The organism is Gordonibacter sp. RACS_AR49, from assembly GCF_030418435.1.
Classification (GTDB): Bacteria; Actinomycetota; Coriobacteriia; order Coriobacteriales; family Eggerthellaceae; genus Gordonibacter; species Gordonibacter urolithinfaciens.
This window is the reverse complement of record NZ_JAIUDM010000001.1, coordinates 466,598-487,603: the sequence shown is the minus strand read 5'-3', so window position 1 is coordinate 487,603 and position 21,006 is coordinate 466,598. Positions and strand designations below refer to the sequence as shown.

The window sequence follows — 21,006 nt, the reverse complement described above, 5'->3', positions numbered from 1 at the left end:
TCAAGAGAGGAAAGGGAAGGAGGCAGTCGTGGCGGGTCAAGGACGCTGGTTCGGTTGTGGGGCGCTGGGCGTGCGACGGCTACGGAGCGTGCCATCTGGTTTCGCGGCCCGCGAACGGGGGCAGGCTACCGTGGAGGCAGCGGTGCTTATCCCGGTGCTGTTCACGGCGTTGCTTCTGCTGTTGCAGCCGGGCATCCTGCTGTACGACCGCATGGTCATGCAGGGCGCGGCGGCGGAGGGTTGCCGGCTGCTCGCCACCAAGACCGCCGCTTTGGGCGATATGGACGGCAGCTGCGAGGCGTTCGTGCGTCATCGCTTGGGCGCAGTGCCTCCTCATGACTGCTTCCACGTGCACCATGGGGGCTGCAGTTGGGACATCGTGATGACGGGTGACGAGGGGTCTCAGATGGTGAGCGTGTCCGTGGGCACCGACGTGCGCCCGCTGCCGCTGCTGGATGTGGGCGCGACGCTGCTCGGCATGACCGACGCAGCGGGCAACTTGCATCTGGAGACGACGGTTTCGTTGCCCGTGCAGCCTACGTGGGTCGATGGGGCCGAGGCAGGGCGCGACCCTGCGGCATGGATCGGGGCGTGGCTGCGATGAGCGGGAAGCTGTTTGCGAAGGATGCGGACGGATGCCTGCCGGGGCGCCGGGGCACGGTGCCGGGCTGGTTGCGCGCTGTCTTGCGACGACGTGCCGTGCTGGCACGCGAGCCGTTCGCCCTGTTCCGCGACGAGGCCGGGTTCACCACGGCGGGGGTTGCCTGCGCGCTGCTCGTCACGTTGGCGCTGGTGTTCACGTCGGCGCAGGTGTACCGCGTGAGCTCGGCTTCGGCCGATGTGCAGAATGTGGCGGATGCGGCGGCGCTCGCCGCCGAGAACGAGGTGGCCGAGTTCATGATCGCCGTGCGGGTGTGCGACGCCGTGGTGCTCTCGCTCTCGCTCACGGGGGCGGCGACGGCCGGCCTGGGCGTGGCCGCGCTGTGCACGCCTGCGACGGCGGGCGCGTCCGAGGCGCTGCTCAAGGCCGCACGCAAGGTGGTGGAGGCGCGCGACGAGTTCGCCGAGAAGGCGTCTGCGGGGCTGAACCGCCTGCAGAAGGCGCTGCCCTTCCTGGCGGCAGCCAACGCTGCCTCGACCGCCTCGGCGAATGACGGAGGCCCGATGGGCGCCTCGTACGTGGCGCTCGCCGTGCTGGTGCCGGCCGACGGTGAGGAGCTGGGCGTGGGCGCTGCGGAGGGCGCGGGGGACTTGGTGGACGATGCCGAGCGCGAGGCGGATGGTATCCGCCAGGCTGCCGCGGACGCCGAGGAGGCGGCCCGGGAGGCGAATGCCTGGAAAGAGCGTGCATTCCTGCGCGATTGCGGCGACGATCCTTCGTACTGCATGAGCGAGCGCGCCCGCACGCTGGCCGGCATGGCCGGGGCGGACAACCCGCGCTATGCGAGCGTCGATGCCTGGTCGTTCTCGGTGGCCCTCGACCGGGCCCGCGCCTACTATGCGCGCCGCCTGGCCGTGGAGGCCCCCGAGGGATCGTCGACGGAGGAGCGGGTCCGGTCGGCCCTGCGCCAGCGCTTCTACGCCTATGCGGCCGACGAGGTGGGGCGCGGCTACGTGCACGAGAGCGTTGACTCGTTCGACGCGCGCTTCCCGCACCTGCCGAAGAACACGGACGAGATGCGCGGGACGGCGCTGTATACGGAGGCGGTCTACCCGACGACGGTCGACGGGTCCGGGAGCCTGGTCGTGCATGCCTGGCACGGGTGCCCCGAGGCGGGAGGCGCGGCGGGTGCGGCCTCCATCGCCGAGATGGAGGCGGGCGGGAGCGCCCCCTGCCCCGCCTGCGGGTTCACCGCCGCGAGCATGGGGAAGGTGGCCGCCGCCTCCACGTCCATCCAGAACGGCTTCGAGTACCACTACGAGGCCGTGGCCCAGGCTGCCGACGAGTACCAGAAGGCGCGCGCGAAGCTGGATCCGCTCGCGGCCGAGGTGAAAGGCAAGGCCGGCGGATTGCTCGAACGCTGTCGGGACGTGCTTCAGCGTGCGGGCGGCATGCGCATCGACGTCGCCCCTCCCGGTCGGTTCGGCGTGGTGGCCTTCGTGGCGAACACGGCTGCGGCCGCCGCCTCCACCGGGTTCGCGAGCGGCTATGTGCACGAGGCCGGCTCGTTGGGCGTGCGGGCCGCCGTGTCGGCCGCAACGCTCCTCGCCGAGCCGTCTGACGAGGGTCGCAGCGTGGTCTCGTCGCTGCTCGACGGCCTGCGGGAGGAGGGCGGTGCGGCGGTGGGCGCGCTCGGCGTGGTGCTCGATTGCTGGTCGGGGCTGCTGGGGGCCTACCTGGAAGGGCAGGAGGCCGTGGAGGAGGCCGTTGGGAACGCTGTGGGCGCGCTGCCGTTCGCCAGTGCGAGCGGGTTGGGAACGTGGGCGGCAGGCGCCTTCAAGGCGACTGCGGAGGCGTTGGGCCTCGAGCCGGCGGAGCTCGAAGCGCTCAAGCCGGTGCTCGTGAGCTCGGCTCACGTGGCGGGGGCGGAGGGCTCTTCGTTCTCGGCACGGTTCCTTGCCGTAAAGGCTCGGGCCGTGGCGCATCCTCTGGCGTCGACCGATTTGTTCTCGTCGGTCATCACGGCGGCGGAGGCGGCTGCCGTGGAGGCGATCGCGGGACTCGACGGCACCATCGAGATCGCCTCGGTGCGGCTGTTCGGCGACGAGGGCCCGGCCATCCCGGTGACCATCGCGCTGCCGCAGGCGGCGAAGGACGCCGCAGCGGGGTTCGCGAGCAGTGCTGCCAGCGCCCTGCGCTCGTTGTACGCGCAGGTTACAGGGGTGAAGACATGGGAGTAGCCCAGGCGGATGCCCGCGAGCGCGGGCAGATGACGGTGGAGTTGGCCGTGGTGTTCCCGGCGCTCTTGGCAGTGGCGGTGATAGCGGTGAACGCGCTTCTTTTCTTCTCGGAGTGCGCGGCGTTCGACCGGGTGGCTCGCGAGGCGGTACGCGTGCATGCGGCGTCGCCGGCATACGGGCAGGGTCTCGAGCAGAGCTGCGCGCAGGTTGCGCAGACGGTGGAGCAGGCGTTCGACCGCCCCTATCTGGGCACCCGGGTGGCGGTGGAGGGCACGGCCGACGGCCATGCTCGCTTCACCGCGACGATCGAGTTCTCGCCGACGCTGTTCGGCCTGGGTCTGAAGTCGTCGGTGTTCGGGGTGGCCTTGCCTCGCCTGGAGCATGCGGTGTCCCTGACGGTGGACCCGTACAAGCCGGGGATGCTGCTGTGAGCGCGCCCGCACACCGCAGGCGTCGGGCGGTGGCGGCCCTTGCCCTGCTGCTGGTCGCGGTATTGGCCGTGGACGCTGTGGGGAGGGCGGTGCGTCCGGGCGTGCTGCGCGAGGCGGCCGTCTTGGCGGTGGACGGTGCGGCCGCATCGCGGGAGCCCCCTCGGCTCCCCGAGGGCTTCTCGCAAGAGGTGGTGCCTGCGGAAGGCTTCGCCGGCCTGCGGGTAGGGGCTGGCGGATCGGTGGTTGGGTACGAGGTGGAAAAGGATCCGGCGCGAGCGTTCGACGAGGTGAGGAGCTTGCTGGACGAACGCGGGTGGAAGGCAGTGCCCTCCGGCGACCGCGCGGGCGGGTCGTTCGTGAAGGAGACGGGTCGGTTCCGGTGGGCTTACGTCTCGTGCGTGAGGGCAGGGGATACGACGAGCGTCGTCGTGCAGTGCGCGACGGCCGACGAGAAGGGATAGGCATGGTTGAGGAAGCGAAAATCGGGGCGCGGCACCGCGTGCCGGGAGGAAGGGCCACCGCGGGCGACGTACCGCAGCCGGAGCAGGGCCCGCGCGGACGTGCCCGTATAACGGTATCGCCGAATGCTGGCGAGGGGGATCGGAACGAGGCGCGCACGGCGCTCATGCTGGCTACGCGCACGCGGAGCAAGGCAGCGGGCCTGCTGCTCAGCGGTCCGAGCGACAAGGCGCTGCTGCTGGTGTCGTGCAACGACGTGCACACGGTGGGCATGCGCCATGCCATCGACGTGGCGTTCGTGGATCGCCTGGGGAGGGTCGTGGAGGCCCATCGCTCGGTCGGCCCGCTGCGCCGGCTGCGCAATGCCAAGGCCGTGGCCGTCGTGGAGCGCTTCGCCTCGTGCGATTCGCCGTGGTTCGCGAAAGGAGATCAGGTAGTGATATCCGGTGGAAGGGAGGTTGCCAGATGAAGACGTGTCCTGTGTGTCGGGCGCGCACCTTCGAAGACGCCGAGGTTTGTTACGGCTGCCTGCACCGGTTCGAGGGTGGCGGTCAGGTTGCGGCTGCGCCTGAGGATGCAGCCTGGGAGCCCGCCGATGTCGCGCAGCGCGCCGCGTCGGTGCCCCCGAGCGCGCAGACGCAGCACCGGTTGCAGGCGAATACGCAGATGCGCTCCCAGGAGCAGGCAAGAGCGCGGACGCAACCCCACGAGCCGGCAGGTCCCCGGACGCAGCCCCTGATGCCGTCGGACGACGCTTCTGCCACGGGCGATCCCTCCGCTGCAGGTGGCGTTCCCTCCGCGGGAGGCGGCGCTTGCATTGCGGGCGAGCCGCCTGCCCGCTTATCGCCGGCATCGCGGCCGAATGCGGAGGGAGCCGCCTGTAGAGCCGGCGGTCCTTTTACCGCCGGGGATGTGGAGCGTCCCGAAGGTGCGGCGCTCCACGCGAGGCCTGCCATTGGTCTTCCCGCGGCGCCGTTCGACCATGCAGGCTGGATCGTGCGCTTCGAGCTGCCGGGCGGCGTTGCGCGCGCATCCGGCGCAACGGGCGGAGGCGCCCGGCCGGCGGAGGCGTACGGAACTCTCCCGCTAGGCGGGGAGGCGGGAACCGGCCCCCTGTCGTTGGTGGTCAGCATCTGCCCTCTGCGCGAAGGGGAAGGGGCCGCCGCCCGTGCGCCGGTTCCGCGTGATGCGCCGAAGGCGGGTGGCCGCCTGCCCGGCGGGGACGTGCCGGTAGACGATCCTGCGCCCGCTGCCCTCGCCGCCAGGCGGGGAAGGCATGCCGGCCTTCCGGTGCCGGCAACTGGCGAAAGGGCAAGGCCATGAGCGCACCGTACGTCATCGCGGCGTCCATGCTCGGCTGCGCGTTCGGTTGGCTTCTCGTCCCTTGGGCGAGCGACGTGCTGCTGCACCGGGTGCGCGAGCGGGCGGACGCCTGGTGGGACGAGTCGCTGGAAGCTTACCGCGCGTTCAAGCGCGCTCATCCCGGGAACGAGCCGTCCAGTGCGGCGCCGGGGGCCGAGGGGGCGGTTGGCATATGGCGCGACGAGGCGTTTGCCGCTGGCTTGGCGGGCTCGCTCACCGAGGAGCGCTTGAAGGCGCTCGCCGGGGTCGGGTTCAAGGTCGGGGGCCTGGAAGCAGCGGGGACCGCCGACGAGCGTGGCCGGCGCTACTCGTTCGAGCCTCGCCCCCGGTCCCGCATGCTCTGCGCGGCGGCCCTTGGGGCAGCGTTCGCCGTCGCGGCGGCCATCGCCCCGAGCGCGCCCGCTGCCGCGATGTTGGGCATATGCGCGGCAGCCATGGCCACGGCCGTAGTCTGCGACCTGCGAGCGCGGGCCATCCCGCTCGAGGCATGCGGGTTGATGGCGGTGGCGGGCACGGCGTTCCAGCTGTTCGCCTGCGGTCCCGAGGGTGCGGCAACCGGCTTGGCGGTTGCGCTTGTCGTGGCGGCGGGCTCGGCGCTCGCGAACCGCCTGTTGGGCGCACGCTGTCCTGGCGGGGCGGTGGGCAGGGGCGACGTTCGTTGCATGGGGGCGCTGTCCTTGGCAACGGGCGCCGGCGCCCTGTGCGGGTTCGCGGCCTGCTATGTGCTCGCGGGCCTCGCGGCCCTGGCCGGATGCGTGGCAGGCAGGCTCAAGCTGGGCGACGGCATGCCCATGGCGCCGTTTCTCTCGGCCTGGCTTGCTTGCGGCGCGGCGGTCGGCGTGACGTTGGCATGAGCGCGATAAGGGAAGACGGGATCCGAAAGGATCTTTGAAAACGTGAGAGAAGGGAAGTTCCATCATGAAGCAGGAGAAGAATCGGTCCTACCAGCACAGCAAGCTTAAGGCGCTCGTCGTGCGCGGAGAGGAGGGAGGCGGGTCCGAGATCGTGCAGACGGTGATCGTGCTCGGTTTCGCCGTCGGCCTGGGGGCGGCGCTCATGCTGCTGCAGGGCAACATTCAAACGGCCATTACCACGGCAGGCACGAACATCACCGACCTGTTCTCGAAGGTGACGAACGGTGCGGCCAAGTAGGCGCTCCTTCCGATCCGAGCGGGGCGGCAGCGTCGTGGTCGCCGTGGCGGCCATGCCGCTGCTGCTCACGTTCCTGTTTGCGGCCATCGACCTGGGGCGCGTCGCGTTCCTGGGTGCCGAGGCGAGCACGGCCGCCCACGCCGTATGCCGTTTCGTGGAGACGACCCCTTCGGCGACGGCCTTTCCGGACCGGTTGCGGGTGGCCGCTCTCGAGGCGGCGCCGTCGCTGGGCGCCGCGGAGCTGGAGCTGTCCGTGGCTGCGGAGGTGGGCGGCGCCGTGGAGCGGGAGATCGCCTACCGGCTGCACGACGACGAGGACGGCTCGTTCGCCGTCCGCAGCGTTTGTACGCGTACGTGCCCGGTGGCGGTCGAGCTCTCGGTGCGAGCACGCTACCTGACGCCAATCGGCTCCCTGCTCTCGCAGGAGGAGTCCGGTCCGGTGTTCTCGTGCACGGCCAGGGCGTGCGGGTCGGTCGACGAGACGGCTCGGGGGGAGGCGGCATGAGGGCGGGGAAAGGCAGGTGGCCGGGATGCGGTGCGCGGGCGGGATCTGGCGCTCCGGCAAGAGGCGGTTTGCGGGTGCGGGGTGCACCCGAGCGGGGGAGCGAGATCGTGCAATCCGTGGTTGCCGTGTCGCTTGTGCTGCTCGTGGTGTTCGCGGCGGTGCAGGCGGGCGCCATGATGCTCTCCGTCAGCCGCTTGACGGCCGATCTCACGCGCGCCTGCCGACAGATGGACACGGCCGGGCTCGTCCTGGCCGCCGATCGCGAGCGGTTCGTGGCAGACGAGGTGCTGGGTGCGGCGACGCAGCTAAGACCCGATCTTCTGACGGTTTCGAACGTGCGGGCCGAGGAGCTTGCCACGATGCAGGGCGCGCGCCTTGCTGCAATGGCGCCAAGCGGAGGAGCTGGCGAGGAGGGCGCCAGGTCGGACGCGGGAGTGGTGCAGCGCACGGACGCCGTGAGCGTGTCATTCGACGTGCGCTACGAGCTGCCTTCCCTGGCGGCGATCCCGGGGCTGGCCCACTGTACGATCGCGCGGCACGTCGTGTGCGAGTTGATGGCGGGAAGGATCGTGGAAGTGGAGGTAGGGGCATGAGCCGTGCTGTCGACAAGAGGGCGTTGCGCGTCCGATCGCCGCGCAATGCCCTTCACCTGCACCGCATGCCGGGCGAGCACGGCACCATTGCGCCGTTGGCGGTGACGGCGGTGCTGCTCCTGTTCGCCGTGCTCGCGTTCTCGGTCGACCAGGGCATCGCGTGCGCGGCGAAGGTTCGCCAGGAAAACGCGGTCGACGCAGCGCGCGATGCCTGCTTCGACGCCTCGTTCGCGCTGATGGCGAAGAATGCCGACGACCCGGGGCTCGCGGTTGCGCATCGGGTTGCGGAAACGTTGCGAGCGGATGGGTTCTTCGGGGCGGTCGCCGTGTGGTTCTTCGAGGTGCCGAAGGAGGAGCTGCCGGGCTCGCGCCGCGTATGGGGCATAGCGGTGCAGCTGCAGGAGCAGGTGCCCACGGTGTTCGCGCGCGGGTTCGGCATCGAGTCGCTGCCCGTGGCGTCGAAACGGGTGGTGGTGGCCGAGCCGTTCGCCGGATCGGTGGTTTGGAGACCCGACGGGTCGGGAGGCGAGGTGTTCGAACTGGCCACTGGCGCCGACTCGACGGCGCTGTTGCGGGGGCGCTTCGACCGGTTGGATGACGGACCCGCTGAATTAGACCGCGAAGTTCGTGCTGCCGTTGCGGCGGCGGGCGGGCTTGCAGAGAGGAAGGAGCCATGATCATGCAACGGGCAAGGGAGCAGGCGGGGGCACCGTCCGGCTATGCCAGCCGTGCGGGTGCCTCCGCGGTGCCAGAAGGGCAGCCGGCCTCGGTCGGCGGATCGCGTACTCGGCCCGAGCGGCCGCAGGCGCCGCACAGTCCACAGGATCCCCGGCGGGTCAAGAGCTTGGCCGCCGTAGCGGCAGCCTCGGTGGCGGTCGCGCTGGTTGCGGCGGCTTACGGCACGTGGGCGGCGCTGTCTGCGCAAGCGATGGTGGAGGCTGCGAGCGCGGATGCGCAGCCCACGCTGGTGGCCGCCGCCGACATACGGGCGGGGGACGTGCTTGCGGCCTCGTCGCTCGAGGTGCGCTCGGTGCCGCGCAGCCTACGCGTGCAGACCGCGCTCGGTGCCGACGCCCTCGAGGGCTCCGCTTCGCCCGTCGGCCAGCGCGCGCTGGCCGACCTGCCCGCTGGCACCCAGGTCACGCCGGCGGCGGTGTCCGGACGTGCGGACGGCGCTCGCCTGTCGGCGGCGCTCGCCGCAGGTCGGCAAGCCGTGACGGTGGCGGTAGATGCCGAGTCGGGCCTGGCGGGCCAGCTGCGTCCGTCGGACCGCGTGAGGGTGGTCGCCCTAGAAGGCGCGGCTTCGGGGAAGGCCTTCCTGTCCACCATCTGCGATGACGTGCGCATCGTCTCGCTCGACGGCGACCGCGTGGGCGGGGATGGCGCCTACGCGTCCGTGACGTTGGAGGTGACGCCCGAGCAGGCAGATGCCGTGCGCGCTGCGCAATGGGCGGGAAAGGTGAGCCTCGTGCTCATGCCGGCGCTCGTGGAGCCTACGGCGGCCGGCGAGACGGGGGACGGGCCTGCAGGTGGTTTCGGGGCGGGGGACGGCGAAGCGCCGGAGGCGGGGACGGCTCATGCAGCGGAGGAGGCCGTCGATGGATAAGGCGCTCGAGCGCGCGCTCAAGGCCTCCGTGCGCGACGAGGTGGCGGCAAGGCTCGGCGGCCTGACCCCGAGCCCGTCCCAGGTGGAGCAGCTGGTGGTCGAGGCGGTTGGCGAGTTGAGGCTCGACTACGGTGCGCAGCTGGAACCTGGCGAGGCGCAGGCGCTCGCCCAGGCGCTCGTCGATGACTTTCTGTACTACGGACCGCTCCAACCGCTGCTCGATGACAGGTCCATCACGGAGGTAATGGTGAACGGGGGCGGCGTGGACCTGTCAGATCCATCGCTGCCGTTCCTGCCTCCCATCGTGTACGTGGAGCGGGCAGGTTTGTTGGAGTATCGGCCGGACATCGCCTTCGACGATGCCGGGCATGTGCGGAGGATCATCGACAAGATAGCCGAGCAGGCCGGCATCCGCTGCGACGAGGCGCACGCCATGGGATGCGCCATGCTGCCCGGCGGCCGGGCGCGCGCCACGTTCGTCGTGCCGCCGCTCGCCCCTGACGGACCGGCGCTCAACCTGCGCATGTTCAAGGAGGACCTGATGGGCATGGGTGACCTTGAGCGTGCCGGCGCGCTCACGCCCGCCATGTCCGACTTCCTCCGCTCGGCCGTGGCGGCACGCTGCCCCATCGTCGTCTCGGGAGGCACCGGCTCGGGCAAGACCACGCTCCTGAATGCGCTATCGGAGTTCATTCCCGCAGGCGAGCGCGTCATCACGTTGGAGGACACACCCGAGCTGCGCCTGCGTACGCCTCACACGGAGCGAATGCAGACGCGCGAGGCGAACGTGGAAGGCGAGGGCGCGGTGAGCATGCGCGAGCTGGTGGCCATCGCGCTCAGGCGCCGCCCCGACCGCATCATCGTGGGCGAGTGCCGGGGCGCAGAGGCCTACGACATGCTGCAGGCCATGCAGACCGACCACCCCGGCTCCATGACCACGGTGCATGCGAACGACCCCGGCAACGCCATCAGCCGCCTGCGCACCATGGTGGGCTACGCCGACGGCGACCTGAACCGCGAGGTGATCATGCAGCAGATAGCCGAGTCGCTCTCGGGCGGGCTCATCGTGCACGTCGAGCGGCTGCAGGACGGGAACCGCCGGATCACGAGCATCGTGGCCGTCGACCCGCTGCCCGAGGGCGGCGCGGTCATCCCGCGCGCCGAGCTGTTCGCCTACGACGTGGCCGGAGTGGATGACGATGGCTGGGTGGTGGGCACCTGGCGGGCATGCGGCATCCAGCCCCAGCACATCAAGGAGCGGATGAGGGCGGCGGGCGTCTGGTACGACCCTGCGTGGTTTTTCGCGGAATAGGGGGCTTCTGCTTGCTGAAGACCCGCGGGTGGTTTAAGCGAAGGCGCCGATCTGCCCGGTCGCTGAGAGCAGTTGGTGCCGGGGCGGTTGCGCCCAAGGTCGAAAGAGGAGGAAGGCGATGGTCTACTTAGTTGCATCGACCGCCATTATGGCGCTATGCGCCGTACTGGCGGCGAGAACGCTCGGCTGCGTGAGGGAGGAGCGGCTTGCGCAGCGGGCTTGGGCCGCCTCGGCGGCTTCGGGCGGACTGCCCGGACGTTCGGCGCAAGCCGAGCTTCCGATCCGGCGCGCGCCTTCCGGTCCGGAGCGCGACACGCCGCTTGGCAGGTTGCTCTGCGCCGCAGGCATCGGGCTGACAGCGCGGCAGGGGGTTGCCGCCACGGCCGGAACGGCTGTGCTGGTGGGCGCGTGCGCGGGTGCGGTGAGCGGGGTCGCCGCATTCGGGGCGGTGGCGGCAGGTGCCGTGCCTGCCCTGGCCTACCTGTGCTTGCGCCAGCGTTGTCGCAAGCGCAGCGAGCTGCTGGACGTCCAGCTTGCCCATGCGCTTCCGCAGATAGCGGCCAGCCTGCGCAGTTCGCTCACGCTGGAGCGTGCGCTGCGCGTCGCCCTCGTGCATATGGACGATCCCCTTCATGGCGAGATCGCGCGCGTGCTGGCCGATGCAACCTACGGCATGCCCCTGCACGAGGCGCTCGAAGGCATGGCGCGCCGCACTCAGAGCGAGGACGTGAGGACCCTCGCCTCGGCGGCGCGGATGCGCCAGGGCAGCGGCGGCAGCGTCGCTGCCGCCCTCGCCCTGGTCTCGTCGCGCGTGAACGCCCGTCTGAAAGCGGCGCGCGAGCTCAAGGTGGAGGTGGCGGGGACGCGCCTGGCGAAGTGGTTCGTCGCCGGAGCCATGCCCGCCATCTTCCTCATCATGTACGCGATGAACGCCGATTTCGCGCGTTTCTACACGACCGAGCCGCTCGGCTGGGCCGTGCTCGGCGCGGCGTCGGTTATGGAAGCGGTCGGCCTGGCGCTGGCGCATGCCGTCACGTCGCTCGATCGAAGGTAAGCGGCCTGCACGGCAGATGGAAAGGGGGCGGGGCAATGGAAGGATCGTGGATCGCGGCCATCGTGCTGCTGGTTCTGGGAGGCGGTGCCGCATGCGCTGTCTACGAGGTGCTGGTAAGGAGGTTTGCCCCACAGCGCACCGGGCGCGTGAAGATGGGCGAGGTACCGGTGGGCGACCGGCCTCGAACGGCGCGCGGAGACCCGGGCGCACGGGAGGGGACGGGGAACGCACGCTTAGGGGCGGACGAGCGGTCGGGCACGGCGCAACGGCGGGTGGCTGCGAGGTCAGGTTCGGCACGGCGGCAAGCGGAGGCATCGCGCTCGCTTTCGGGCGTCCGCATCCATGGACTCGCTGGCGCATGGCGCGCGCTCGCAGCCGCGTGCGGCGCCCGGGGGCGTTTCCTCGGGGCGGCCACGAAGCGCGTCGAGCGCTTGCTGCCCATGACGCGTGCCGACGGCGACGCGTACCGTGCCGAGATAGCCCGGGCTGGGTGGAGCATAGAGCCCGAGACGTGGCGCGTGCTGCGCATCGTGGCCGCGACAGGATGCGGCGCGTTGGCGGGCGTCGGGGCGGTGGCCGCAGGCGCGGTTCCGATCGCGGCGCTCGCCGTCGTGGGCACCGCCGCCGTTGTCGGATGGACGGCACCGCGCCTTGCTATCGCGCAGGCAGCCGCCTGCCGGCGCCAGGCGATCGAGGCGCAGCTTCCCGACGCCATGGAGCTGCTGGGCATCGCGATAGCGGCCGGCTCGCCGGTCGAGCAGAGCTTCCGCGAGGTGGCGCAGAACCTCCGGCCGCCGCTTTCGGGCGAGTTCGAGGCCGTCGACCGCGAGGTGAACCTGCTGGGGCACTCCCGCGAGCAGGCGCTCGACCATCTTGCCGCGCGGTGCGCGAGCAGGGACGTCTCGGCGTTCGTCGCGCAGCTCGCCCAGGCGGTGAGCCAGGGCTCGTCCATTGCCGAGGGGCTGTCGTCGCAGGCGGCCATTGCTCGCGAGACGGCGCAGGCGGCGGCTCTCGAGCGCATCCGCAAGATGCCGACGAAGCTGGACGTGGTGCTGTCGTTCTGCTTCCTACCGCCCACCATCGCGCTCGTCGTCGTGCCGACGGTGGTCGACCTGCTGAAGTTCCTGAACGATACGCTGCAATGAGAAGGGTGATTGCCATGGGTGAGCAACGGGGAAGCGGCGCGGCTTTTGGCGGTGGCGGGCCGCGGGACGCAGCAACGGACACCGCGCGTCCGGATGCCGACGCTGGTGCCGCACCGTCGGGCGCCGGCGCCGCGCATCCCGGCGGGGCGCCGGGTGGGAGGCAGCGGAGGCGCGGCATCTCGCGGCGCGCGTTTTTGGGGCTGGGCGGCACTGCGGCGTTGACGCTGCTGCTGGCGCCGCGCCTGGCCTGGGGTGGCGTGGGCGGAGGCAGCTGGGGGAATGCCGGCGGCACGGCGTACCCCGGGTCGCACTTCGGCTACGACGGGGGCTGGGGCTACTCCAGCAACGGCAAGGTGTGGCTCGCGGTGAGCAGCAATGCCACCATCGGGCGCATGACCGAGCTGTTCGTGGAGATAGCGGTGACGTCCTACTACGCCAACGGCGGCGCTTGGTCGCCCACGTGGTTTACCGACTACCCCGACACTCACGTCGACTCGTTCGTGCGCAACGAGGCGGGGGTCTGGCTGTCCTCCACGAGCGGCTTCTACGATACCACCTACGATAGCGCGTGGTTCCAAGGCCCCTATGCCACGCACCGCCTGCGCGTAAGGCGGGAGGTCTGGGACTGGTGGTCGTGGGCCGGGGTGCGCGCCTGGTGCGACTCCCCCGACAGCGCCAACGGCATAAACACCACGGCCGAGGCATCGCAGCTGATTCCTCACCATCCGCTTGTCGACGATCGTTCGTGGCAGGGCAAAATCGTCACCTTGCGCCCCGAAGCCGCTCCCCACCTGCGCCTCGATGCCAGCGGCGGCGGCACTGTCAACGGTACCAACATGCTGGCATGGAGTGCGTCGGACTACACGAACCAGCACTGGCTCGTGCTCACGAGCGCCCAGGGCCGCACATGCCTTGTGCCCGTGCACACGGGCGAGGCGCCGCTTTTTGCCGATGTGTCCAGCAACGACTGGAACGACGGCGACAACGTGCATCTCTGGAGCGGCACGGGAGGATGGAACCAGTCGTTTTGGCTGCACGACCTGGGCACGGGCTACCATATGATCGTGCCCGAATGCTCCGGGTGCGCCCTTGACCTGGCGGGTGGTGGGCAGGGCAACGGCACGAACGTCGCCCAATGGAACTGCTACGGCGATTGGAGCAACCCCAACCAGCACTGGGCTTTGGAAGAGCCGCTGTTCCGCGAGCGGGATCCGGGTGCGCTGGTGCTTTCCGGCATCGATAGCTCCGGCGAGGGCGAGGGTGCTGGCGAGACCGGCAAGGTCGAGGGCGCAAGCGAGACCGACGATGCTGGCGAGGCGCGCAAGGCCGGCGAGGCCGAGCCAGGTGCGGTGCTCGCACCTTCCGATCCTGATCGCGCGTGCCTGCCGCGTAACTACCCGGGAACAGCGGGCATGTTCTACCGCTACGCCTGGTACCGCGGCGCGTCGCCGGGGGAGCGTGCGGAGACCGTGAGGGAGCCGAGCCAGGAGCCGGCGTACGAAGTGGCGGAGGGCGACGAAGGTGCGTACCTCACCTGCGTGGTGAGGGCGTACGCGCGCTACGGTAACGTGCCGTATCAGGGCGAGGTCGAAACTGCGTCGGTGCACGTCCGCTCCCGCCGCGTGCGCGTGCGCTTCTTCGCGGACGGCGACCCGGAACCGTGCTTCGTGGAAGAGCCCGACCGCGGGAGCGCCTATGTGCCCCCGCAGGCCGCCTGGCAAGCTGCCGAGAAACCCGGTTGCGCCGGCGTGGACGGCTGGTACCGTGATACGTCCTGCACCGAGGCCTTCGTTGATGGCGCTCTGGTCGAAAGCGACCTCGACCTGTTCACGCGCAATCGCGTGGAGCTGACGTACGCCCAGTCTGACCGCTCCTGCCTGCTGGCCTCGCCACGCGCGTACTTTCTCGATGAGGCATGCGAGCATCCGCTGCCCAACCCGTCGGCCTTGCTGCCGTCCCCGGCATCTCTTCACTACGGCGACCGCGTGTCCTTCGCCCGCGGGGCGAGCGCCTGGTACGAGGACATGGGCCGCGTCCGCGAGGCATCGTGTGCCCCGGGCGCATACGCCGCCCCCGATGCGGCCGACCTCCCGCTCCGCAGCGCCCGCCTCACCTGCAACACGACGGCCTACCTCCTGTGGCGCACACCTGCCTACGACGGCATCGCGCTCTCGTGATATAAACCTTGCTCTTGAGTAATACTTACTCGTGCGTTATAGTGAAAGGAGCGATTAGATGCCGCCGAAAGCATCCGAAGTGTATCGCCGTCTCTTGCGAGAAGGTTGGCGTGAGCAAGAAGGCGGGAAGGGCTCGCACCGAAAATTGAGACGGAATGGCGTGATGATAATCGTTCCCTATCATCGGAGGGAGTTGAGGGCGAGAACATGGGAGAGCATTAGGAAAAAAGCCGGCTGGAAATAAACAGGGAACAGAAGGAGTCGACATGCGCTACACCTATCCAGTGCTCGTCATCGAGGACGAGCTAGGAGGCTACTGCACGTACCTGAACGATTTCGATCAAGTGACAGAGGGCGAGGACATCGCCGAGGCTATTGAGATGGGCGCCGACGCCCTTTGGCTCATGATCGACGACTACCTCCAGCTGGACAAGCCGCTTCCCAAGCCGACGTACCCCGAGGAGCACGAGGGACTGCTCGTGGCCATCTCGGTGGATGTGGACACCGAGCGCGGCTTGCTCACCACGAAGATGGCGGCGGGCCTGCTCGGCGTGAGCGACGCTCGCGTGCGGCAGATGGTGTGCTCGGGCCAGCTTGCCTCCAAGAAGATCGGCCGCGACAACTACGTCTACCTGTGGAGCATCCGCGAGCGCCAGGCCAACCCCCCGAAGCCGGGCCGCCCCAGGAAGAAGGCCGCCTCCGCCCCTGCGAAGGGTACGGAGGCGGTGTAGCGGCTGGTCGTCGGCGTGCATCGCGGGAGCGCCTGACTGCGGCAAGGCTCCGGCCGCCGCGCCCCCTACGCCCCCGTCAAGCTGGCGGCCGCGTTGCCGCCAGCCTCCGCCGAGCGCATGCGCACGCGCCCCGCGGCAAGCGCCACGGCGAAGATGGCGGCCGCGAACAGCACGATGATGCCGAGGTTGCCCAAAATCGGCGCGGCGGATTCCCAGGTGACCTCGGCGAGGTGCGCGCTCTCGGTGACGGCCTGGGTGTACCAGTACGTGGGGAAGAACTTCGCCGCCGTCTGAATCTCGGCGCCCAGCAGGTCGAGGCTGATCCACGCCCCGCCCATGAACGCCATCACCATGCCGCCGATGTTGCCCACCGCGTTCGTGGTGGCCTCGCCCACGCCCAGCTGCCCCAGAAGAAAGCCCACCGCCAGCGGCACGAGCGCCAGCGCGAACGCCGCCGCCAGCATGAGCGCAACGGCCCCTGCGGGCACGCCCTCCAGCGTGTACCCGAACGCCGCCAGCCCGATGCCGCAGGTCACTGCGCACACCGCCATGGTCACCAGCAGGCTGGCGGCCGCCTTCCACAGGCCCAGCCGCACACTGCCCACAGGCCCCACCTGCGTGCGCCGCAGCACGTCGGTGCGGTTGAACGCGCCCATGAGCAGGCTCACGCACACGATGATGGCGGCCATGAGCGTGTAGGAGCACCACATGAGGTAGAAGGCGAAGCGGTCGGCCGGTATGGCGCCGCCCTGCGTCCGCACCGTCTCGACGTCCGCCGTCTGGGCGGCGGCATCGTCGGCGCGCGCCAGCACGTCGGCCGCGGAGGCGTCCGGCTCGAGCGCGGCCTCGGCCCGCACGAGCCCCAAATACTGGTTCGCCTGCTGGTCGAGCAGCGTGCCGGCCATCGTCCCGTAGCTGTACGCCACCTCGACGGCGGGCACGTCCTCGCCCGAGCGCGCCGCATCCAAGAACGCGCGCTCGTACCCCTCGGGCACCACGAGCACGCACTTCGCCTGCCCCTTGGCCACGGCGTCCTGCATCGCGAACGCGTCGTCGGCGACTTCAATCCGCTCGCCGTGCTCGCCCAGAAACGCGGCCAAGTGCTCGGAGAGCGCGCTGCCGTCCCGATCCACCACGGCGAACGGCTCCCTCGCCGCCTCATAGCTTCCTTCTTCCGTGTCGGGGGCGACGCCCATGGCCACGAACAGGCCGAGAAGGCTCAAGAAACCCACGTACACGACCACGTACACCGGGTGCGTCAGCACCACGCGCAGGGCGGTTTTAAAGACTTGCATAGCGCTGCCTCCTCACGAACAGGGCGGACACGGCGAACACGACGGCGGTCATCGCAAGCAACAGGCCGACTTTCTCGGCGAAGGGCACGAGCGAGTCGTAGTAGTACAGGCTGTAGAACGTGTCGGTGACCACCTTGGCGGGGTTGAGCGAGGCGAGCAGCGGATAGTCGCGCGCCAGCTGGTCGGCCATGTTCATCACCGGCTCGCCGTAGAGCCCCGCGAACAGCGACAGCAGGCAAGTCGTGCCGGTGAGCAGGCCCGTCTTCACGCCGAACCCCACCTTGGGAAGCGACCCCAAAAGCGTGCCGAACGCGGTGGAGAACAGCGCGCACACCGCGATGGCCCCGATGCAGGCAACCTCCCGGCCCGCGAAGTCGATGTCCGCCGTGAAGCGCATGTAGGCCAGCGCCGCCAGAAGGCACGCTGTCGCCAGCACCCAGCTGGCCGCCAGCGCGGCCGCGAGCGTCTTCCCGCGGCTCACGGCGCCCACGGCCCGGCGCGCGCCCAAAGGCGAGAGGTTCGGCTGCGCCTCGCACACGGCCACCATCCCTATCTGCGCGCAGAACAGGCAGGCCATGCCCAGAAGCGCGTAGTAGAACCGCACCGATTGCGAGGGCTCGCTGCGCGTGAGCGACACCTGCACGGTGGCGTCGCCCTGCGAGAGCGCGCGCTCCACCAGGTCGGGGTCGGCCAGCGCCATCGGGTTGTCATGCGCGATGCCCTTGAGCAGGTCGGCGTTGCGCACGTAGGTGTCGGCCACCGTGTTCAGGATGGTGCGGCCGATCTGCTTCGTGCCCACGCCGTCGGAGACGGGAGACACCGCCAGATGCGGCGCGCCCTCGCCATCCACGGACAGCACGCCCATCACGTCGCCCGTCTCCAGCGACCCTCGCGCCTCTTCGGCGGTGGCGAACTCGCGCACGTCGAGCAGCTGGTCTTCGCCGGGCTGGGACAGCTCGTCCACCAGGGCGGAGAATTCCTCGTCGGCGCGGTAGGCGTCGTCGGCCACCACCGCCGTGGGCACGGCCTCGAACGACATTGAGCTGTCGAGGTTCGCGAACATGAACATGAACAGGGTGCACAGGATGATGGGGAAGGCGAGCGCCCACACCGCGAGCTCCGTCTTCCGCGTGAGCACCGCCAGCGCCCCTCTGAATGCGTTCCACATGGTCGGCCCCCTAGTCCCTGAGCGCTTTGCCGGTGATCTCGAGGAACACGTCGTTCAACGTGGGCGGCTCGGCGTAGATGCGCCCCGTGGCCACGCCGCGTGCGGCGAGCGCTCCCAGCACGTCGGCCACGTTGTGCGCGCCGTTGCCGCAGTCGGCCTCCAGCATGGTCCCGTCGAAGGACGCCCCCAGCACGCACGGCAGCGCGCGCACGGCCGCCAGCACGGCATCGTCGCACGCGTCCACCTCCACGCGGATGCGCTCGCCCGTGCCGATCATGGCCTTCAGCTCGTCGTTCGTGCCGGTGGCCAGCGCCCGCCCCGCATCCATGATCATGATGCGCGTGCAGATGTCCTCCACCTCCTCCATGTAATGGCTCGTGTACACGATGGTGGAGCCCTGGGCGTTCAGGCGCAGGATGCCCTCGAGGATGGCGTTTCGGCTCTGCGGGTCAACGGCCACGGTGGGCTCGTCGAAGAAGATGAGCTCGGGCTTGTGCGCGATGCCGCACGCGATGTTCAGTCGGCGCAGCAGGCCGCCCGAGAGCTTGCGCGGCCGGAACTTCTCGAAGTCCTCCAGCCCCACGAACGCGATGGCCTCCTCCACGAGCTCCCGGCGGCGGCGCTTGTCGTCGACGTAGAGCGCGCAGAAGTAGTCGATGTTGCCGCGCACGGTGAGCTCCTCGAACACCGCCACGTTCTGCGGCACCACGCCGATGCGGCGCTTCAGGTCGTAGCGCGACGGCTTCATGTCCTCGCCGAACAGGCGGATGGCGCCCTTGTCGTAGGTGAGCAGCTGCAGCATGCAGTTGATGGCCGTGGTCTTGCCCGAGCCGTTGGGGCCCAACAGGCCGAACACCTCGCCCGGCGCGATGTGCAGGCCGAAGTGGTCGAGCGCCACCACGTCGCCGTAGCGCTTCACCAGGTTGTCGACCGCGATGATGTCTTCCATGGGAATCTCCCTGCCTTCTCCTCGATGATGGTTCCATGATGGCCGCTTCCCGCCCGCGCCGCCAGTGAGCGCCGTCATCGATCGCGCCGACCGCCCCATGACAAATGTCACGGATTCCCCGCGCATGCGCGCATGCGGCGTGTGCGGCCGCATGCGACCTGCTACCATGGCCCCCATGGAGAGAATCGTCGACAAGGCCATCGTGCTCGTTTGCTGCCTCGCGTGCTTCGCCGTGATGCCGTGGGAGGTCGTGCTGCTGCTCGCGCTGCTCGCGGCCGTGGCTGCCTCTGCGCTCGGAGAGGCGCTGCCGGAGCGGTTCGCCTTCCTCCCGGCGCTTGTCTACGCGCTCGCAGCATTCGCGTGGCCGTCGTTCGCCGCGTTTCTGGCGCTCGCGGTGTACGATCTTGCGCGCGATGATCATCTGGCAATCCGCTGGTGCTGGCTGCTCCCCGCGCTCTCGGCGTTCGTGCGCCTCGAAGCCGCGCTCGCACTCCTCATGGCGCTGGCCTGCGCCATGGCCCTTCTGCTCTCGTACCGCACGCGCCGCTTCCAAACCGAGCTTGCCGCGTACCGCCGCCTGCGCGATGACGTGCAGGAAACCTCCCTTGCGCTGGAGGAGAAGAACCGCGGGCTGCGCGACAAGCAGGACCTCGAAGTAAGGCTGGCCACGCTGGCCGAGCGCGGCCGCATCGCACGCGAGATCCACGACAACGTGGGGCATCTGATCACGCGCTCCATCATGCAGGTGGAGGCGCTGCAGGTGGTGCACCGCGACGACGAGCGGGTGCGCTCGGAGCTGGCGCAGGTGGGGGCCACGCTGCACGAGGCCATGAGCACGGTCCGCGCCAGCGTGCACGACCTGCACGACGACGCGTTCGACCTGGAGACCCAGCTGAGGGAGGCGGCCGAGGCCTTCACGACGCTCGCCGTGGACATCGACTACCGCGCGTCCGACGTGCCGTCCGACGTGGGCTACGGCTTCATAGCCATTGTCCGCGAGGCGCTTTCGAACGCCTCCAAGCACTCCGACGCCAGCCGCGTGTCCGTGTCGGTGGCCGCCTACCCGGCGTTCTACCGGCTGGCCGTGCACGACAACGGCTCCGTGCCGCCGCCCGCCTCCGTGCTCGACCGGCAGGGGGCCGACTCGGCGCCCGCCTCCGGGGCCGCTCGCGGCATCGGGCTGGCCACCATGTCCGACCGCGCCCGTGCGCTGGGCGGCATGCTCCGCATCGACTACGACCAGGGCTTCAAGGTGTTCGTCACCGTACCGAAGGAGGATATCCCATGAGCGAGGAGAAGGCCGCGGGCCCGTCCGCGGCACAGGAGGGGCGTATCCGCGTGTGCATCGTGGACGACGACCCGTTCGTCACCACGTCGCTCGCCACCATCCTGGCCGCCGAGCCCGACGTGGCCGTGGCGGGCGAGGGCTGCGACGGCGAGGCAGCTGTGGCGCTGTTCGAGCGCGAGCGGCCCGACGTGCTGCTCATGGACATCCAGATGCCGGGTACGGACGGCCTTGCGGCGGCCGAGCGCATCCTGGCCGCGCATCCGGAGGCGCGCATCGTGTTCCTGACCACGTTCTCAGACGACGAGTATATCGTGCGGGCGCTGCGCCTGGGCGCGAGGGGCTACCTCATCAAGCAGGAGGTGGCCACCATCGCCCCGGCGCTGCGCACGGTGACGTCCGGCCAGAGCGTGCTGGGCGGCGAGGTGCTCGGCCGCGTGGAAGCCCTCGTGCAGGGCAGGGGGCCGTCCGGCACGGCACGGCTGGCACCTGCTGGCGTTGCCGCGGTGCCGCCGGCGCAGAGCGCCGAGCAGGCGCATGCCGCCGCCGCGCTCGAGCTTTTGTCCGAGCGCGAGCACGCCATCGTGGAGCAGGTGGCCGAGGGCCTGGACAACAAGGAGATAGCCGCCGCCCTCTACATCAGCGAGGGCACCGTGCGCAACCACATCAGCGCCATCCTGCAGAAGCTCCAGCTGAAGAACCGCACCCAGCTGGCCATCGCATACTACCGCGCACGGTAGCCGGGCTCCGCGGGACGGGGATAATGTCACATTCTGCGATGCGACAAGGCTTTGGCGGACGTATTGGAATGTGACATTATCCCCGTCCCCCTGTCACGCCCCAAGAAATCGTCCGCACCTCCCTGTTCCCTTGTCACGTCCCCGTCCCCCCCCCTGTCACGTCCGCAGCCCCTCTGGCGCGCCCGTCGTTGCCCGGCCGTT

The 21,006-nt window shown here is 70.0% G+C and carries 22 protein-coding genes; 19 read left to right on the top strand and 3 right to left on the bottom strand.

Going from position 1 to position 21,006, the window contains the following annotated elements:
• Positions 1–28: 28 nt before the first annotated feature.
• From LB310_RS02100 to LB310_RS02020, 17 genes are all read left to right on the top strand, one after another.
• The gene (locus LB310_RS02100) at positions 29–604 is read left to right on the top strand and encodes a TadE/TadG family type IV pilus assembly protein (protein ID WP_278805333.1); all 576 of its coding nucleotides are present in this window, start codon (positions 29–31) and stop codon (positions 602–604) included.
• Positions 601–2,841, top strand: coding sequence for a molybdenum cofactor biosynthesis enzyme (locus LB310_RS02095; protein ID WP_278805368.1), 2,241 nt, complete (start codon positions 601–603; stop codon positions 2,839–2,841). Before LB310_RS02100 ends, LB310_RS02095 begins: the two co-directional genes overlap by 4 nt.
• Positions 2,832–3,272 carry a hypothetical protein gene (locus LB310_RS02090; protein WP_278805332.1) on the top strand — a complete coding sequence of 147 codons (441 nt, stop codon included), beginning with the start codon at positions 2,832–2,834 and terminating at the stop codon, positions 3,270–3,272. The genes LB310_RS02095 and LB310_RS02090 overlap by 10 nt, the downstream gene beginning before the upstream one ends.
• Before the next feature lie 29 nt (positions 3,273–3,301).
• Positions 3,302–3,733 (top strand): hypothetical protein, encoded by a 432-nt coding sequence (locus LB310_RS02085; RefSeq protein ID WP_096227726.1) that lies wholly within the window; start codon positions 3,302–3,304, stop codon positions 3,731–3,733.
• Positions 3,734–3,735: 2 nt separating this feature from the next.
• Positions 3,736–4,200 (top strand): DUF192 domain-containing protein, encoded by a 465-nt coding sequence (locus tag LB310_RS02080; protein WP_278805331.1) that lies wholly within the window; start codon positions 3,736–3,738, stop codon positions 4,198–4,200.
• 850 nt (positions 4,201–5,050) lie between these two features.
• A complete protein-coding gene (locus tag LB310_RS02075) occupies positions 5,051–5,947 on the top strand; it encodes a helicase associated domain-containing protein (protein WP_301154279.1) in 897 nt (298 codons plus the stop codon).
• A 64-nt stretch (positions 5,948–6,011) separates the two neighbouring features.
• On the top strand, positions 6,012–6,245 hold the full coding sequence (locus LB310_RS02070) for a hypothetical protein (protein ID WP_154270831.1): 234 nt from the start codon (positions 6,012–6,014) through the stop codon (positions 6,243–6,245).
• Positions 6,232–6,750: a TadE/TadG family type IV pilus assembly protein gene (locus LB310_RS02065; protein ID WP_278805329.1), complete on the top strand. Its 519-nt coding sequence runs from the start codon at positions 6,232–6,234 to the stop codon at positions 6,748–6,750. Before LB310_RS02070 ends, LB310_RS02065 begins: the two co-directional genes overlap by 14 nt.
• 107 nt (positions 6,751–6,857) lie before the next feature.
• On the top strand, positions 6,858–7,343 hold the full coding sequence (locus tag LB310_RS02060) for a hypothetical protein (RefSeq protein WP_301154274.1): 486 nt from the start codon (positions 6,858–6,860) through the stop codon (positions 7,341–7,343).
• Positions 7,340–8,020: a hypothetical protein gene (locus tag LB310_RS02055; protein ID WP_301154273.1), complete on the top strand. Its 681-nt coding sequence runs from the start codon at positions 7,340–7,342 to the stop codon at positions 8,018–8,020. Before LB310_RS02060 ends, LB310_RS02055 begins: the two co-directional genes overlap by 4 nt.
• A gap of 2 nt (positions 8,021–8,022) precedes the next feature.
• Entirely contained in the window at positions 8,023–8,949 is a 927-nt protein-coding gene (gene cpaB / locus LB310_RS02050; RefSeq protein WP_301154272.1) for a Flp pilus assembly protein CpaB, read from the top strand.
• Entirely contained in the window at positions 8,942–10,261 is a 1,320-nt protein-coding gene (locus LB310_RS02045) for a CpaF family protein (protein ID WP_301154271.1), read from the top strand. Before cpaB ends, LB310_RS02045 begins: the two co-directional genes overlap by 8 nt.
• 118 nt (positions 10,262–10,379) lie before the next feature.
• Entirely contained in the window at positions 10,380–11,315 is a 936-nt protein-coding gene (locus LB310_RS02040; protein WP_301154269.1) for a type II secretion system F family protein, read from the top strand.
• 35 nt (positions 11,316–11,350) lie between these two features.
• Complete coding sequence (locus tag LB310_RS02035; RefSeq protein WP_301154268.1) at positions 11,351–12,460, top strand: type II secretion system F family protein; 1,110 nt, start codon at positions 11,351–11,353, stop codon at positions 12,458–12,460.
• A gap of 14 nt (positions 12,461–12,474) precedes the next feature.
• The gene (locus LB310_RS02030; RefSeq protein WP_301154265.1) at positions 12,475–14,637 is read left to right on the top strand and encodes an RICIN domain-containing protein; all 2,163 of its coding nucleotides are present in this window, start codon (positions 12,475–12,477) and stop codon (positions 14,635–14,637) included.
• Between the two features lie 58 nt (positions 14,638–14,695).
• Positions 14,696–14,881 (top strand): type II toxin-antitoxin system HicA family toxin, encoded by a 186-nt coding sequence (locus LB310_RS02025; RefSeq protein WP_096227735.1) that lies wholly within the window; start codon positions 14,696–14,698, stop codon positions 14,879–14,881.
• Between the two features lie 22 nt (positions 14,882–14,903).
• Entirely contained in the window at positions 14,904–15,368 is a 465-nt protein-coding gene (locus tag LB310_RS02020) for a type II toxin-antitoxin system HicB family antitoxin (RefSeq protein WP_301154263.1), read from the top strand.
• A gap of 65 nt (positions 15,369–15,433) precedes the next feature.
• On the opposite strand, the gene LB310_RS02015 is transcribed toward LB310_RS02020, so the two are convergent.
• The 3 genes from LB310_RS02015 to LB310_RS02005 are packed head-to-tail and all read right to left on the bottom strand — an operon-like array spanning position 15,434 to position 18,780.
• A complete protein-coding gene (locus LB310_RS02015) occupies positions 15,434–16,663 on the bottom strand; it encodes an ABC transporter permease (protein ID WP_301154262.1) in 1,230 nt (409 codons plus the stop codon).
• Positions 16,650–17,831, bottom strand: coding sequence for an ABC transporter permease (locus tag LB310_RS02010; protein ID WP_301154260.1), 1,182 nt, complete (start codon positions 17,829–17,831; stop codon positions 16,650–16,652). Before LB310_RS02010 ends, LB310_RS02015 begins: the two co-directional genes overlap by 14 nt.
• A 10-nt stretch (positions 17,832–17,841) precedes the next feature.
• Positions 17,842–18,780: an ABC transporter ATP-binding protein gene (locus LB310_RS02005; protein ID WP_301154258.1), complete on the bottom strand. Its 939-nt coding sequence runs from the start codon at positions 18,778–18,780 to the stop codon at positions 17,842–17,844.
• A 124-nt stretch (positions 18,781–18,904) separates the two neighbouring features.
• Between LB310_RS02005 and LB310_RS02000 the strand changes: the two genes are divergently transcribed.
• Together LB310_RS02000 and LB310_RS01995 are read left to right on the top strand one after the other, a co-directional pair.
• Complete coding sequence (locus tag LB310_RS02000) at positions 18,905–20,068, top strand: sensor histidine kinase (RefSeq protein WP_301154256.1); 1,164 nt, start codon at positions 18,905–18,907, stop codon at positions 20,066–20,068.
• The gene (locus LB310_RS01995; protein WP_087190017.1) at positions 20,065–20,805 is read left to right on the top strand and encodes a response regulator transcription factor; all 741 of its coding nucleotides are present in this window, start codon (positions 20,065–20,067) and stop codon (positions 20,803–20,805) included. The genes LB310_RS02000 and LB310_RS01995 overlap by 4 nt, the downstream gene beginning before the upstream one ends.
• Positions 20,806–21,006: the final 201 nt, after the last annotated feature.